The sequence below is a fragment of the Streptomyces sp. NPDC005728 genome (assembly GCF_040630895.1).
GTDB lineage: Bacteria > Actinomycetota > Actinomycetes > Streptomycetales > Streptomycetaceae > Streptomyces.
Genome location: NZ_JBEXYL010000145.1, coordinates 1 through 14,561 on the forward strand (window position 1 = coordinate 1; position 14,561 = coordinate 14,561).

At 67.5% G+C, this 14,561-nt stretch carries 16 protein-coding genes and 2 pseudogenes; 10 read left to right on the forward strand and 8 right to left on the reverse strand.

Features of this window, described 5'->3' with window-relative positions; all coding sequences use genetic code 11:
• Positions 1-215, forward strand: a pseudogene (locus ABZ471_RS44045) (hypothetical protein); the annotation flags it as partial.
• A gap of 220 nt (positions 216-435) precedes the next feature.
• On the opposite strand, the gene ABZ471_RS44050 reads toward ABZ471_RS44045, so the two are convergent.
• Positions 436-1,068, reverse strand: a complete 633-nt coding sequence (locus tag ABZ471_RS44050; protein WP_359074789.1) for a transposase — start codon at positions 1,066-1,068, stop codon at positions 436-438.
• Between the two features lie 260 nt (positions 1,069-1,328).
• Between ABZ471_RS44050 and ABZ471_RS44055 the strand changes: the two genes are divergently transcribed.
• Positions 1,329-1,667: a hypothetical protein gene (locus tag ABZ471_RS44055; protein ID WP_359074790.1), complete on the forward strand. Its 339-nt coding sequence runs from the start codon at positions 1,329-1,331 to the stop codon at positions 1,665-1,667.
• Positions 1,668-1,871: 204 nt separating this feature from the next.
• On the opposite strand, the pseudogene ABZ471_RS44060 reads toward ABZ471_RS44055, so the two are convergent.
• Positions 1,872-2,477: pseudogene (locus ABZ471_RS44060) on the reverse strand (IS5 family transposase); the annotation flags it as partial.
• A 101-nt stretch (positions 2,478-2,578) separates the two neighbouring features.
• Here ABZ471_RS44060 and ABZ471_RS44065 point away from each other — a divergent pair.
• Both ABZ471_RS44065 and ABZ471_RS44070 read left to right on the forward strand, forming a co-directional pair.
• Positions 2,579-3,067, forward strand: coding sequence for a hypothetical protein (locus tag ABZ471_RS44065; RefSeq protein ID WP_359074803.1), 489 nt, complete (start codon positions 2,579-2,581; stop codon positions 3,065-3,067).
• 46 nt (positions 3,068-3,113) lie between these two features.
• A complete protein-coding gene (locus ABZ471_RS44070) occupies positions 3,114-3,458 on the forward strand; it encodes a DUF2750 domain-containing protein (RefSeq protein WP_359074791.1) in 345 nt (114 codons plus the stop codon).
• Between the two features lie 7 nt (positions 3,459-3,465).
• On the opposite strand, the gene ABZ471_RS44075 is transcribed toward ABZ471_RS44070, so the two are convergent.
• The 4 genes from ABZ471_RS44075 to ABZ471_RS44090 form a co-directional block, all read right to left on the reverse strand.
• On the reverse strand, positions 3,466-3,882 hold the full coding sequence (locus tag ABZ471_RS44075) for a hypothetical protein (RefSeq protein WP_359074792.1): 417 nt from the start codon (positions 3,880-3,882) through the stop codon (positions 3,466-3,468).
• A 46-nt stretch (positions 3,883-3,928) separates the two neighbouring features.
• Positions 3,929-4,776 (reverse strand): IS5 family transposase gene (locus ABZ471_RS44080; RefSeq protein WP_359074793.1). Its coding sequence is split into 2 segments (ribosomal slippage): positions 3,929-4,429 and positions 4,432-4,776, totalling 846 coding nucleotides; the frame shifts between segments, so codons are not numbered across the junction.
• A 79-nt stretch (positions 4,777-4,855) separates the two neighbouring features.
• Positions 4,856-5,134, reverse strand: coding sequence for a hypothetical protein (locus ABZ471_RS44085; RefSeq protein WP_359074794.1), 279 nt, complete (start codon positions 5,132-5,134; stop codon positions 4,856-4,858).
• Positions 5,135-5,203: 69 nt separating this feature from the next.
• Entirely contained in the window at positions 5,204-5,884 is a 681-nt protein-coding gene (locus ABZ471_RS44090) for a DUF4158 domain-containing protein (RefSeq protein ID WP_359074795.1), read from the reverse strand.
• Positions 5,885-6,280: 396 nt separating this feature from the next.
• Here ABZ471_RS44090 and ABZ471_RS44095 point away from each other — a divergent pair, with 396 nt between their 5' ends.
• The 4 genes from ABZ471_RS44095 to ABZ471_RS44110 all read left to right on the forward strand — a co-directional run bounded on the left by ABZ471_RS44095 (position 6,281) and on the right by ABZ471_RS44110 (position 11,588).
• Entirely contained in the window at positions 6,281-6,616 is a 336-nt protein-coding gene (locus ABZ471_RS44095; RefSeq protein WP_359074796.1) for a trypco2 family protein, read from the forward strand.
• Positions 6,617-6,669: 53 nt separating this feature from the next.
• Positions 6,670-10,287, forward strand: a complete 3,618-nt coding sequence (locus tag ABZ471_RS44100; RefSeq protein WP_359074797.1) for a tetratricopeptide repeat protein — start codon at positions 6,670-6,672, stop codon at positions 10,285-10,287.
• A gap of 116 nt (positions 10,288-10,403) precedes the next feature.
• A complete protein-coding gene (locus ABZ471_RS44105) occupies positions 10,404-10,925 on the forward strand; it encodes a recombinase family protein (RefSeq protein ID WP_359074798.1) in 522 nt (173 codons plus the stop codon).
• 48 nt (positions 10,926-10,973) lie between these two features.
• Entirely contained in the window at positions 10,974-11,588 is a 615-nt protein-coding gene (locus ABZ471_RS44110; RefSeq protein WP_359074799.1) for a hypothetical protein, read from the forward strand.
• 83 nt (positions 11,589-11,671) lie between these two features.
• Here the strand turns inward: ABZ471_RS44110 and ABZ471_RS44115 are convergent, their stop codons facing one another.
• Together ABZ471_RS44115 and ABZ471_RS44120 are read right to left on the reverse strand one after the other, a co-directional pair.
• Positions 11,672-12,040, reverse strand: a complete 369-nt coding sequence (locus ABZ471_RS44115; protein ID WP_359074800.1) for a hypothetical protein — start codon at positions 12,038-12,040, stop codon at positions 11,672-11,674.
• 482 nt (positions 12,041-12,522) lie between these two features.
• Positions 12,523-13,431, reverse strand: a complete 909-nt coding sequence (locus ABZ471_RS44120) for a LysR family transcriptional regulator (protein ID WP_359074804.1) — start codon at positions 13,429-13,431, stop codon at positions 12,523-12,525.
• 127 nt (positions 13,432-13,558) lie between these two features.
• Between ABZ471_RS44120 and ABZ471_RS44125 the strand changes: the two genes are divergently transcribed.
• Both ABZ471_RS44125 and ABZ471_RS44130 read left to right on the forward strand, forming a co-directional pair.
• The gene (locus ABZ471_RS44125) at positions 13,559-13,990 is read left to right on the forward strand and encodes a tautomerase family protein (RefSeq protein WP_359074801.1); all 432 of its coding nucleotides are present in this window, start codon (positions 13,559-13,561) and stop codon (positions 13,988-13,990) included.
• A 75-nt stretch (positions 13,991-14,065) separates the two neighbouring features.
• The coding region (locus ABZ471_RS44130) for a transposase family protein (RefSeq protein ID WP_359074802.1) at positions 14,066-14,561 on the forward strand (496 nt) is incomplete at its 3' end.

A 14,561-nucleotide genomic window follows, 5' to 3' on the forward strand; every position in this document is an offset into this window, starting at 1 on the left:
GCTCGATGGCACACGCGGTCAGCGTGCCACCATCAACACCCTTACGCCACAGCCCAGTTCACACGATCAACGGCTACGAAAATCTTGGAAGACCCCAGTCAACGGTGCAACTCGGGAGTCAGCAGCTGATCGAACGGCGTCCCCACCCCATCGATCGCCGGGCGAAGCAGCTGAACCTCACCCCGAAGGCGCCGAGCGCCGGGAAAGTCTGCTGAAACTCCTGAGCGAGGAGCCGCTTGTTACGGGTCTGACCCAGCAGGAGCAAGACGTGCTCCGGGATCTGCTCCAGCGAGCCATCTCCCGGGCCTGAAACCCTTCAGACGTGAAGGCGTCGGACAGCAGATCGCACTGACGGGCACGACGCGCTGACCGTGCCTCTTGAGCGCAGGCCTCGTCCTTGAGGGCGGGGATACTGACCTTGAATGTGTGATGTCGTCAGGGTGACCGGCGTCGGAGGCCGGTGCCGGTGAGGCAGCCGTCGAGGACGTCGTGGCGGTACTGGAGTTGGCGTAGGCCGCGTCGGACGGCAGTGATCAAGTCATCGGAGTCGGCGAAGGCACGATTGGCGACGGTGATGCGTCGTAGGACGGACCAGATGCCCTCGACCGGGTTGAGGTCGGGTGCGTAGGGCGGTAGTGGGAAGACAGCGAGCCAGTCGCGGTCGGCGATGTAGCGGCGCATGCCAGCGGTGAGGTGGGCGGCCACCCCTTGCACGGTGTAGCTCTTGTGGAAACGGTGCCCGATCAGCGTCATGATCCGCGAAAGGGTCCACGTCTGGTCCGGCCCCCCATGTACCACCGGCCCCTTGGCCAGCTCCCGCTCCAGCGCGGCGAACAGTCCGTCGCTGAGCAGCGGCAGCGACGCTGGCCCCTTCGAGGCCAGGGCACCCGGCCCGCCCTGCGCCCAAGCCTTGCGCCAACGCTGTACCGACCGGACGCTGACCCGCAAGTCGTGAGCGATGACCGTGTTCTCGTCGCTCTGCATGAACCGCTCGGCCGCCTCCAACCGCAACTGCTCGCGGAAAGCCGGCCGTTCGTCGGTCTTCCCGCCCCCTTTCGCATACCTCATGGGGTCGGCATACCGCAAGGATCACGAGACCTCAGCCCCCCACGACATCACGCTCTGAAGGTCAGTAGTGCTTGTTTCTGAACCTGCACCCGTTGTGATCAATGTCAGAAGTGGATGTGAGTGTGTACCCAGCGGCTTCATGCTGCGTGCTGGGTTGAGGGACTCCAACTCCAGCTCTACAAAATCGACTTGGCAATGACTGCTTGCATCCGTCCCACCTGCCGCCCAGACTGTGACCGGCTACCAGCGGGGTGGTCCCAGTGAGCATGGTGGTGCTTGCAATGGCGGCAGTGGATGTGTCGAGGATCGATCGTCGCGTGCGGGGCGAGGTGGAACGGAGGGGGCTGTTCCTCGTCTCACCTGACCCGGAGCCCGGCATGCTGGCGGCTACTCAGTTCGTCTTCGTATGCACTGACCCGGACCCGGGAGATTGCGGCTTCACCAGGGTGGGACACGTGTCCGGGCCCAACCACGTCGTCTACGCGATGGACGGTCGCAAGACCTCGGCGGCGGTATCGCTCTCCCAGATCCGGGGGATTTTCCCGACTTGGGAAGATGGGATCATGGTTGTACTTGACGCGTTCGATCAGTGGCGCTGAGAGAGGTCCCACTGCACGGTCTCGACATCATGGTGATCAACGGGACAGCCCCGTCTCCGACCACCCGACCCTGACCCGTCGAACAACGTGCTGGCCAACCGACTGCAACGTACTGGCGTGCAGCTCGTGGGTCTCGATGAGGAGGAGGTGGGGGGAGTCTCTGTCGTTCTCGCGGGATGCCGGTTGGCTAGTACGGCGGGACTGGCTGCGGGTGATGCGCCTGGTCATGAGCGTGATCGCGGCCCAGGTGATGAGCGATTCCGAGTGCTGGATGAGCCGTTCGTAGTCGCGTGCGTGTCGGCGGGCGTGCATGATCCAGGCCAGCGAGCGTTCGACCACCCAGCGGCGGGGCAGGATGACGAACCCGGGTGTGTTCGGCGGTCGGCTGACGGTCTTGAGCGTCAGGTTCAGGTGCTTCTTCGCCCAGGTCACGAGCTGTCCGGCATAGCCGGAGTCGGCCCAGACGATGGTGATTTCCGGGTGCATCAGCCGCAGCCGGAACAGGACTTCCTTGGCCGCTTCGCGGTCGGTCATGTCAGCCGGAGTGACCAGGACGAACAGCGGCAGCCCCTTGGTGTCCACGACCAGGTGGCGCTTGCGGCCGTTGATTTCCTTGGCGCCCTCGTAGCCGCGTGAGTCCTTGCCGACGGTTTCCGCAGCTTTGACGGACTGGGAGTCGATGACGGTGGCGACCGCGCCGGGGGGCCGGCCCATCTCGCGGCGGATGCGCTTGCGGAGCTGGTCTCGGATCTGACCGACCCCACCGGCGGCGGCCCAGCGGGCCATGAAGCCGTAGCAGGTCCGCCAGGGCGTTCTGTGGAATCCGACCTGTCGAGTGGCTCGGAAGATCCCACTGGCCGAAATGTGTTGGCAGGTTGGGCTGAAGGCCGGGAGACTCAGGTGCCGTGGACATGGGGATCTCTGGTTTCAAGCCGTCCTTCCTGGTCGGGGTCGAGGCCGTTCGGCAGGCGCACGGATCCCGTTCAGCGACGCTCGCCGGTAGGCGGCTGACGGAGTTCGCCGTCGTGCGTTTCGCCGAGGACGGGGACTGGTTCGCAGACTGCCCGGTGGTGCTGGACTTCGACGTCATCCAGGTAGAGGTTTGCCACTGGAAGCTCGACGAGCTCTCGGTCGGCTGGGACACGATCGACACAGCGTCGACCATCACCGGACGGGAGTGGTCCGAGCTGACGCCTCAGTGGTCTCACCGCGATGAACGCCTCGAACCGTTCGTCGGCCAGAAACTGTGCGAGGTCGCGCTCCTCGAGTGGCGTCCAGCAGACAGTGACCTGGCGGCTGGAACGGCGGTGGTGGAGTTCGTCTTCGCTGGGGGATGTCTGCGGATCGTCAACGGCCTCGACGAGAACCGCATCGAGGTCGGTGAGACCCAGCCGGACTAAGAACTCCTAACGAAATGAGTAGTGGCGAACGGTAGGCTCGGTGGCCATGAGTCAGAGCGGTTCGCAAGCGGCGGCTTTCTTCCGAGACGTCCGCCAAAGCAAGGTGGTCTGGCTTGTCCGGGATGACGACGGAAGCCCGACTCACCTCTCCGCGGACCGCACGCGAAGTCTCCCTTTCTGGTCGACCTCACCCCGCGCCCAGAGGGCAGCGAAGATCTGGGGGCATGGACTTCGCGTTGAGGCCATGTCCTTGGGCACCTGGTGCGATCGCGTACTGCCCGATGCCGCCCGGGATGGGCTCGTGATCGGCATCAACTGGAGCGGGCCGCGCCTGGTCGGCTGGAGCTTCACCCCCAAAGAAGTCCTCAACCGGCTAGCGGCGGCTAACTAGTGCCGCATCAGGCAACCTTCGGCCTGGTGAGGAACCAAGCCAACACAGCCACGCCGATGGGTAACGCAACGAGGTAGCCGACGAGGATACCGACGCCCGGATCAGCCAGCGTAGGAAAGGCCCAGTTCACTGCTGCAGCCACGAGCAGTCTCACCGTTGCTAGCGCAAGGAGAGCGGCAACAACAGCAAGCCGACGCGGCGGGCCCGCCCCGCGGTACAACTCAGCCGCAGGCCCGATCGCGATCAGGCCCGTCACGAGGAGGACGAAACCAGTGTCGGGCAGCCACCCGAACGGCCACCCCACCAGAGCGACCAACCCGGAGAAAGCGAGGCCGCCCAGTTCCAACGCGACGGTGGACACTACCGGGTGGTCCCACGAGGGGCGTCGGATCGAACCGCTCCCACTGTCCTTCTCATCGGCCACGTCGTCAGAGTAGCCATCGACAGGGCGAACGTTGCCTGATGCGGCACTAGCTCACGGCATCGCTCACCAGAACGCGCAGTCGCCGCCAGCAGATGAGTGCACATCCGAGGGTGAGAAAGGCCTCGTGGATGTCGTCGCGGATCTCCCAGCGGATCCGCAGTCGACGGAACCAGTGCAGGTGGGCGAACGCGCGCTCCACGACCCAGCGTTGCTTGCCCAGGCCGGAGCCGTGCTCGGTGCCGCGGCGGGCGATCTGCGGTTTCACGCCGAGGTTCCAGACGAGGCGCCGGTACTTGTCGTGGTCGTAGCCTCGGTCGGCCAGCACCACGTCGGGGCGGCGCCGGGGCCGGCCCCGCTTGCCCCGCACGGGCGGCACAGCCTGAAGGAGTGGGATCAGCTGGGTGACGTCGTTGCGGTTCCCGCCGGTCAAGGTGGCGGCGAGCGGGATGCCTGTGGCGTCGGTGATCACGTGATGCTTGCTGCCCGTCCTGCCCCGGTCGACAGGGCTTCGTCCCGTCTTGGAGCCCCTTTTAGCGCCCGGATGTGGGAGCCGTCGGCCGCCGCCAGGGAGAAATCCAGGGCGTTCGCACCGCGGAGCTTGGCAAGCAGGACCTCGTGCAGCCGGTGCCACACACCTGCCTCGGTCCACTCGGCCAGCCGCCGCCAGCAAGTCATGCCCGAACCGAAGCCGAGTTCCTGCGGCAGGTGTTCCCAGGCGATCCCGGTGCGCAGTACGAACAGGATGCCTTGGAACACCAGCCTGTCAGGATGCCGCTTGCGTCCGGGGTGGCGGGCTCGACGTTCGACCCTCGGCAGCAGCGGCTCGACCACTGCCCACAGTTCGTCGTCGACTTCCCATGGCTTCGGCCGCGTCACCCCAGACCCCCGGATCATCAGTCCCAGAGTGATCCAACCACCTCGAAGATCATTTCGTTAGGAGTTCTAAGTCCGGCACCGGCTGGGCCATTGAGGGCTACTGCCCTGTCGGTTTGCGGTTGATCTCAATGACCGGCAGCACGGTGGCCTGCGCTGGGATACCGATCTGTCGGGGAGTCGGCCCGGCCGGCGTGGGGACGTCGGTGAGTCGCTTCAGTAGCTGGTCGAGGGCAGCTTGCCCGTCCTCGACGGCGGCGCGCTCGTCGTCCGTCAGGGGGATGGCCGCGAGCATCTTCTGCAGGTTCTCCTTGGCTTCCAGGAGCCGTCCCTTGCTGGAGGCCTTTGGGGTGTAGAAGTCGCAGCGTGCGCAGGCCATGCGGTGCTGGCACTGCTCGAAGAACGTGTAGGTGCACCAGCCGTGGCCGAGGTCGAAGTAGGGGTGCCGTTAACGAGTGGCGAACCAGGTGTCAAGTAACCCGCCAGTAGCTTTCGGGTCGAAGATCTGCCCCCTCGCCGGGACGTGGCGAGGGGGGCAGGGTGGTGTGTGCTGATGTTCAGGCCGCGGCCGGCTCGGGGTCGGTGGGGGCGGGGACCGCGAGCTGGAGGCGGCTGCCCATAGGCGGGCGGCGGCCTCGGCGACGGCCCGCTCGTCGGCCTGGTGCAGCGCGGAGCGGATGATCGTGTCGACCTGGGCCGCGGTCGGCGGCTCGATCAGGTCCGCGCGCATCTGCCGCAGCAGCTCGGCCCGCACCTGCTCCTCGCGGCGTTCGTCGTGCCAGATCACGTCCACCAGGTGCGAGACGAGCCTGACCTGGTCGGTCCTGGTGCACTCGTGCCAGCCGGTCAGATCCCGCAGCTCGCTGCGGTGCCGCTTCGCGGCGCGGGAGGTGAAGTCGTAGAAGGCCAGCTCGGACGCGGCGACGCCGACCTGCTTGGCGACGTGCTCGACCCCGTCGGGGGGCAGCTCCAGGCGCATCCGGGGAAACCGGCCGCGCCAGGTCAAGAACTTGAGCTGGACGGCGAAGCCCAGCCTGGTGGCGCCGGTCTTGTTCCGTAACCATCCCGCCTCGTCGCTGGACAGGGTGAAGTGCTCCACCACCCCGTCCAGACCCAGCTCCCGCCCCACACCAGCCCCTTCCCACGCCCCCGTACCCGGTATCCGGGCTGGACGGTAGAGACGCCGCCGTACACCGGGCACAGAAATCCAGGAACCGCCCCGGCACGGCAGCCGGACCTGGTACAAAGCGCCCGGACGAGGGCCAGCCGTCACTCTCCTCGCCCGGGCTCTTGGAGCGTACGGCCGGCTTCAGGGCCCCAGCTGCCCCCTGCGACCCGGTCGGCGCAGACAACGCGGATGCGAAGGACGATGCATAGGTGAGGAGGGTTCATGCCTGGGGCCGGGGGTGGCAGGTTCTCGGGACGGGATCGGCGTGGCGCGGTTTCTGTCGGTTTGCACTGGGAGAAGTAGGCAGGTACGTCCCCGCCGTGCGGCAGGGGGCAAGGCGGCGAAGGGGGGACTGTGATGGGCAACGCGCACGGTGCGGACCAACAGTGGCTGGACCTGGCCGATGCGATCACGCTGCTGCGGGACCAGGTCGCCGAGGCCCAGGCGAGGATCGCCGACCCCGACGGTACGGGCGCCGGCCACAGGGGGGTGCTGTTCACTCTGGGGGAGATCACGCTGGAGCTCGGCATGGAACTGACCCGTACCCGGGGGTTGGACGGGGGCTTGAGGTTCAGTGTCGTCGGTCTGGGAGGCAAGAAGGAGACCGGGAACAAGGCGACCCACACGGTCACGGTGCAACTGAAGCCGCACCGGCCCGGCGGCGGCGACGTCGACGTCGACGACGAGGAGTAGTCCCCGGCCGGGCCAGCACGCCGCACGTCAGGGAGTAAAGAACGGGGGCTGTTGTGGAGTTCGACCGCCGGGTGCAGATCCGGACACGTAGGCCGGGCCAGGACAAGCGGGGGTTCGGCTCGGGTTACCTGGTGGCGCCGCGCCTGGTGCTGACCGCCGCGCATGTCGTCGACGGCGCATTCGCGGCGGATTCGGTGACCGTAACCCGGCCTGACACGGGGAATCACGAGTTTCCCGCGTCTGTCCTCTGGCGGCGCAAGGATGACGTGGTGGATGCCGCGCTGGTCGAGGTGGCTGTCGGCAACGGTTGGGAGGCACCGGAATCCTTGGAGGATCTGCGGGTCCGGCCACCGCAGCGCTGGGGCCAGCTCATCGGCACCCGCCCTCACCCGGTCGCCGTCGCTGGATTCCCCCGCATGCAGAAGGATTTCGACGACGGCCGTCGCCTGGATGAGCAGCTCATCGGCACAATCCGGCCTGGCACCGGCAGCCTCGCGGGCCGCTACGAGGTCTTCAGCACCGACCCGACCATCCCCGTCCAGTCGCCACTGGAGACCAAAGGAACCCGTTGGTCGGGTATGTCCGGAGCCGCCCTACTCTGCGGCGACCTGTTGTGCGGCGTCGCGCGCCAGGACCGCCAGGCCACTGGCGGCACCCGCCTGACCGCCACGCCGCTAAAGGCCCTGCTGGCCGACGACGCCTTCCGCGCGCTGATCACCGAACACAGCAGGTGGGAACCCGTCTTGGAACCAGCCGAACCATCCGCTCTCCTTGCACCCGCCGCCCGCGAACGGGACCTGCGCTCCCCGGCGATGCTCCTGCGTGCTGATGCCGAAGCCGTTGCATTCCGGGGCCGCGAACATGAGCTGGACCAGCTACTCGGCTGGTGCCACCAGGACACGGACACCTTTTCGGTGCGCGTGCTCACGGGCCCCGGCGGACAGGGCAAGACCCGGCTGGCCCGGCAGCTCACCGACATTCTGCGCGCGCGGGACTGGGTCAGCGCGCATGTGCGCGCCGACCTGGCCGACGTCACCACCGTGCCCGATCTGAGCAGCCTGGACACGGCTCAACGGCTCCAGCTCACCGTCGACTACGCCGAAACGCGACCCCATTTGGTCCGCCACCTCATAGAGCGCCTGCGCACCGCCCGCCACCGCACCCGTCTGCTGCTGCTCGCTCGCACCGACGGCCCGTGGCGGACCGACAGCCTCGGCGCCACCGCACCGGCCCGCGAACTCCTCGCCTCAGCGCCCGTCATCGAACTCGCCCCCCTTTTCCCGAGCGGCGCCCCACCCATTGCCCGCGCCACCGCAATCATTGATGCCGTCGTCGACCTCGCCCCCCTCCTCCGGCACCTTCCCACCTTCCGTCGGACCGATTGGGCCGCTGTGGCAGCCAGGGTCCATCCCCCCGCCGACCTGGCGGATCCGCGTTACGAGTCCGTACTCACCTTGCAAATGACGGCCTTGGCCACCCTCTTGCAGCACGGCCCCGCCCCGGTCGCTGCCAGCCCGGGCCAGCCAGCGGAAGCCACTCTGCTCCGCCACGAGCAGCGCTATTGGGAGGACACCGCCAGGACCCCGGCGTTCCGACTGAGTGACCTGAGCACAGCCACGCTCCAGCGTGCTGTGGCCGTCGCGGTCGTGTGCGGAGCCGCCAACCAGGCCCAAGCCGAGGCAACCGCCCGGAAAATCCCCGGCCTCCCACCCAGCCGGGCGCTGGACACTGCCGACTGGCTCCGGTCCCTGTATCCACCCGGGCCCGACCGCTACTGGGGCTCTCTGCAACCCGACCGCGTGGCCGAGTACCACGCCTCAACGCTGCTGACCGGCCCCGGCACCCCGCTGCCAGCCCTCATGACCGATGCCTCCACCGACCAGCAAGCTCAAGTGATCACCGTTCTGGCCCGTGCGGCCGTCTCCCACTACAACGCCCACCGCATCCCCGATAGCGAAAGCGTCCTGCGGGGCCTGAACGCCGCCTTGGACACTGTCCCGCTCGACATCGACGCGGTGGAGAAGGCCAACGCTGCGGTACCCGCCCGGGTGCCCATCCTGAGTGACCTCGGGTTGAGGCTCACCGACGTTCTCGTACGCACCTACTTCCAGCTGGCCAGCGAAGATCAGGCCGCGTACGACCCCGACCTCGCGAGATCACTGTCCAACCTCGGACTCGTGCTGTCGGACATGGGACAGCGAGCGGAGGCCCTGACCGCTGCCGAGCAGTCGGTGGAGATCTACCGTCGGCTAGCCCACGAGGATCCGGACGCGTACGAACCCGATCTAGCTAATGCGATGTCGGGCCTCGATATTCATCTGTCGAAGATAGGACGGCTGCAGGAGGCACTTGCCGCCGCCGAGGAGTCGCTGGAGATCCGGCAGCGGCTGGCCCGTAGCAACCCGGCCGCGTTCGAACCCGATCTCGCCCAAGCCCTGTCCAATCTCGGCGCTGACCTCTCGGCCGTGGGGCGTCACGGGGAGGCTCTGGATGCGGAGCAGCGCGCGGTGGAGATCTACCGTCGGCTGGCCGGTCAGGATCCGGCCGCGTACGAAGCCGACCTCGCCACCTCGCTGAGCAACTTCGGCAACCGGCTGGCAAATGTGGGACGGCGGCAGGAAGCACTGGCCGCCGGGGAGGAGGCTCTGGAGATCGAACGACGGCTCGCTCTCGACAATCTGGCCTCGCACGAATTCCATGTCGCCTCCTCCCTGAACAACCTCAGCAATCTTCTGTCAGACGTAGGACGCACGGAGGAGGCGCTGGACGCTGCCGAACAGGCCGTGGACATCTACCGTCGGCTCGCCGGCGGCAACCCAGCCGCGTACGAACCGTATCTGGCCACCTCGCTGAACAACCTCGGCAACTGGCTGTGGGACATCGGAAGCGCGGAGGAGGCACTGGCCGCCGGGGAGGAGGCCCTGGAGATCCGGCAGCGGCTGGCCCTGGAGAATCCCGCCGTGTACGAGCCTGAATTCGCCGGTTCACTGGCCAACATCAGTCTCTGCCTGTCGGACATGGGACGCATCGAAGAAGCGCTGAGCGCTGCCGAGCAGGCCGTGGGCGTCTTTGATCGGCTGGCCCGCGAGGATCCGGTTGCACACGAACCCAATCTTGCGAGAGCGCTGTCCGACCTCAGCCCTCTTCTGTCGGATGTGGGGCGTACAGAGGAAGCCCTGGCCGTAGAGGAGCGAACGGCGTGCCTCTACCGTCAGTTGGCACGAGATAACCCAGCCGCTTACGAACCTGGCCTCGCTGCTTCACTCAACAACCTTGGCAACTGGTTGATGGACGTGGGACGCATGGAGGAGGCGTTGGACGCTGAGGAGCAGGCCGTGGACATCTACCGTCGGCTCGCCCGCGACACCCCGGCCGCGTCCGAACCGGATCTAGCCGCCGCGCTTACCAATCTCGCGCGAGCGCTCAGAAGCCCGGCATGGGTGCAGCTTAAGGCTCAACCGGATCTCTCCGGAGCTCTACGGGTGACAGGCGAGGCAGTCGAGCTCTACCGCAGGCTCGTCGCAGCAAGGCCCACCCAATTCGCGTCACAGCTCGGCAATGTACTGCGGTTGCAGGCAGGCCTGCTCACCAGCCTTGGGCGTTACCGCGAGGCGGAGGAAGTCCGTGACTGGCTCGCAAGGAACGCTGCCGCTCTCGACTCTCAGAAATGAGTTCTGAGAGATCACGAATCCTCGCCGGACCGCGTCCGGTTTGTCCCTGATCCTCGTTCTCGCGACCTCTCGCAAAACAGCTCTCGCACAATGCCCCTCGCGATAGGTTCTGCGACATGTCAGAGCTCGCCGAACCGGCCGCCGCCATCGAACAGTTCGACTGTCCGACCTGTGAGGTGCCAGCCGGAAGCACCTGCCGCACCCGCGGCGGCAAAGTCGCCCCGAAGTACCACACCCCACGTTTCATGCTGGTCCCCCAGCTCCGCGCCGAGTTGGAGGTGAAGACCCCCGCCGACCGCGACCCCGGCCGCGCGTGGGAGATGGGCCCAGCGATCGACACCGCAGTGCCCGAGGCCGCGACGAAGCCCACGAGGGTGGGGTATGCCCGTTGCAGTACCGCCCAGCAGGAGCTCCAGAGCCAACTCGACGCCCTGGAAGAGGCGGGCTGTGATCCGGTCTTCTCGGAGAAGATCAGCACCCGGATCAGGGTGCGGCCGGAGTTCGTCAAGGCGATGGACTTCGCCCGCACCATCAAGAAGGCCGTCCCACATCAACGGGTGATCTTCACCGTGCACGAGATGAAGCGCCTGGGCCGCGGTGCCGCCGAGCTGCTGGCCATCGCCGAAGATCCTTGCTGAGGACGAACAGTCCGAGACGGCCCTGGAAAATCAGACGGGATCACAGTCGTGACTATCGAGGGCGTCGCGGCTGTCGCGACCGTCGCCATCACAGCGGTGGGCCTTCCGGCTGTCTACTGGCAGGCCCGCACCGCAGTCCGGGCGGCCCGCAGCCCTGTCGCCGCAGCCGGGGTGACCGCCCGCGCCCAGCACGCTCAGGATCGCCGGACTGCTCAGCGTGCCGCCTTCCTCGAACTGCTCGCCGCCGTGAGGACCCTCCGAGACGCCGACGCCCGGGCCCGGGACGCTGCCCAGTTCTGCCACCTGGTCAGGAATCGCGACAATGAGAGCGACGCCCGCCGCACGGAGGCCGAGGAGGAGCGTTCCCAGGCTATCGACGCGGTCGCGGAGGCGTACGACGCTCTGCACAAGGCGGCGGCCTTGGTCACGCTCGAAGGCCCTGACGAACTACTCGGCTTCCTTGACTCTCTGACCAGGATCGGCCGATCGCTCATCTACGTCTGCCAGATCGTGCCGCCGGATGCCGAAAACGAGCGAGTACTGGTGGCAGAGGGCGAAGCGGTCCCTCCGGACCGGGTTCGGAGGATGTACGACGAGGCCGAGCGCGCGTTCGTCACCGCCGCCCGCCGCTATCTCAACGGCGATCCACCTGGCCTGACCTGAATATCGGCCAGGTGTGCGAACCGGCTCGACGGCCCTCGATCCAAAGCTACTGGCGGGTTACTTGTCACCTGGTTCGCTGCTCGTTAACGGCACCCCAAGTACTGCCACGGCTCGCCGTTCGCGGCGGCTCCGGAGGCGACAGCGTCTCGGTCGATAAGGACTTCGACGGTGTGGACGTTGCGGGCGAAGTAGTCGGCGCCGTTGTAGGCCCTGGCCAGGGTGTTCGGAGTGAGCCTCGCGTAGTGGGTGGTCGCCTCGGGAGTGCGGTGGCCGAGCCATTCCTGCAGATCGAAGAGCGTTATCGGCTCCTTTGCGTTGTAGAGCCGGCTGGCGATGGTGGACCGAGCCCGGTGGCTGGTGATGTTGCCGCGGACGCTCGCATTACCGTAGTCAGGTGGTCGGCGAAGCCAGGCCGACGTGCAGCGCGCGCCGTTGCGGCCGCAAGAGGGCACGGTCGCCGGACCTCCGGCGCAGCACCGGACAGGGTGTGCCTCGGCTGACGCGACGTCTGTTTGGGGAGGCAGTGTGGAGCAGGGCTGCGAGGAAGGTTCGGTCCTCGGGCGCGAAGCATAGGCAGGCTCCGCGTCACCGGCCTGGCCCCGGATCTGCTTGCAGCCCTGGCGGTGGCCCAGCAGAACACGTGGGCCGCCACGCACACCCCGTACGCAGCGCAGTCCACCCCGGGCCGCTCCGACGGCACGATCATCGCTAAGGGCTCGCAGAAGAACAACATGCGGGCGCGCGTCGCGCTGACCTGCGATGTCAAGTCCCAAGACCAACAAGTTAATTCCCTGCGAGCCCTAACGGCTCGGTCCGCGATTGGGGTCTTGGCGTGCTGGCCCGGCCGGATTGGATCCGGTCCAGTGGTCCGCCCTGCATCCCCGGCAACTGTCGAACGTGGGGATAGCGCAGGCGCGGTTCGTTCCGGGCCTTCTCAGGCAGGCCGACGGGCCGCCTCACCGTGCAGGACCTGGACGATCTGCGCGAGGGCCGGTGGTCGCGGGCCAGGAAGGCGGGCCAGAACGACTCGCCGATGTTCGGCGGGGCCTCCGCGGACCTCGACCAGGCGCACGCCCGTGGGAACCGCGCCGGCCAGCTCCGGCGGCACGGTGGTGATGCCGCAGCCCGCTGCAACCAGGTGCAGTTTGGTCAGCCAGTCGCGGGCGGTATGGGTGATGTGTGGTCGCCCGGGCAGACCTGGCCAGACGCCCATCATCGGCTCGGCGGGGTTGGAGGCACCGGCGATCCATTCCTGATCGGCCAGTTCCTCCAGGTCCACCGCAGCTCGGCTGCCCAGAGCGCTGTCGGCTGGTATTGCGAGCAGGAGCTTCGTCTCCAGGAGGGTCTCGCACTCCAGATGTGGAGTCTGGTCGTCCAGGGGCCGGTAGGGCGGCCGGACCGCGAGGACGGCCAGGTCGATCGTGTCCGCCCGCAGCGCGCGTACCAGCACCGGGGTCGTGGCCTCGCGTGTCGTGACGCGGAGGCCGGGCTGCGTGCGGCGAAGCGCGGCGAGCGTGCGCGGCAGGATGAGCGCTCCTGCGCTGGGGAAGGTGCCGAGCCGCACGACACTGCGTTCCGGCGCCAGACCCTTCAGCTCGCGCTCGGCCGCGGCGAGCGCGCCCAGGGCGACGACCGCGTGCCGCAGCAGGGTCAAGCCCGGCGGTGTGAGAGTGACGCCGCCGGGGCGGCGGTCGAATAGCTTCACTCCAGCGGCGCGCTCGAGGGCGGCGACCTGCCGCGAGACGGCGGACTGGGTGTAGCCGAGCTCTGCGGCGGCGGCGGTGAAGCTGCCGCGCTCGGCGATCTCGCGCAAGACCCGCAAGCCGGTCAGCGAGGGCTCCATGACGCTCATGCATACCCACCATGCCAGAGTTTCGCTAGCCGCATGGACGAGTGCCGCCTAGCGTTGCCCGTGTCAGCCGCGCCCAACCGTGCGGACACGCACCCCACTTCCGCCAAGGAGCACCTCCATGCCATTCGTCGAGATTTACCTGCGCAGGGGCAAGACCCTGGAGTTCCGCAAGGCCGTCTCCGCGGCGGTCCACGAGTCGATGCGGGAGGTGTTCCAGATCCCGGAGGACGACTTCTTCCATGTCGTGCACGACATGGAGCCCGGTGACATCCTGCAGGCACCGACGTTCTTCGGCGTCGAGCGCAGCGCCGACTCAGTGATCATCCGCATGACGTTCAACCACCGGCCCCCGGCTCAGAAGACGGCACTGTTCGAAGCCGTCGCCGACCGCCTTGCAGCCACCACGGGGATGCGCCGCGAGGACGTTCTGATGACTGTTCTGGAAACCGCTGCGGAGAACTGGTGGGCGCAGGGCCGGACCATCGACCCCGAGACCGGGTTCGACACCCGGATGAGTCCAGAGGCCATGCAGGCCGGCCGAATCGGCTGACGCTCATGACTCGGTCAGCGATCGCTGATCGGGAGCGGCCGTGACGTTGACAGCGGCCGCACCGGTTCTTCGAGTGTGACCAAGAAGTGGGCCCGTGCGGCCTTGCCCCATCCTGCCTTCTGCGGCGTCTCGCACACACATCTCGGCAATTTGATCGACGAGTTGGCGGACCCGTGGCTGGCCGGGTGCGAGTCCGCGCTGTATGACCGGCGTGGCGCAAGGCGGCAGCGCGAGGCCGGTGCCGGGCCGAAGCGCGACCTGGTGTTCACGGACCGGGTGCTGGTCACCCTGGTATATCTGCGTACCGGGCTCCCACACGCAGCGCTGGCGGAGCTCTACGGCACCGCCCGCTCCACCGTTTCCCGCGCCATCAGGGAGATCCGCCCGCTGTTGGCGGCGCGCGGCTTCGCTGTCTCCGACCGCCCCGGTGTGCGCCTGCGGACCCTGTCCGACGTCTTCGCCTACGCCGAGGACATGGGTCTGCTGCACGATCGGGTGACATCTGAACTGGCTTGCCCTGTAGGGCGGGTGGGAAGGATGCCGCTGTGCCCAAGCCTTATCCGGAAGAGTT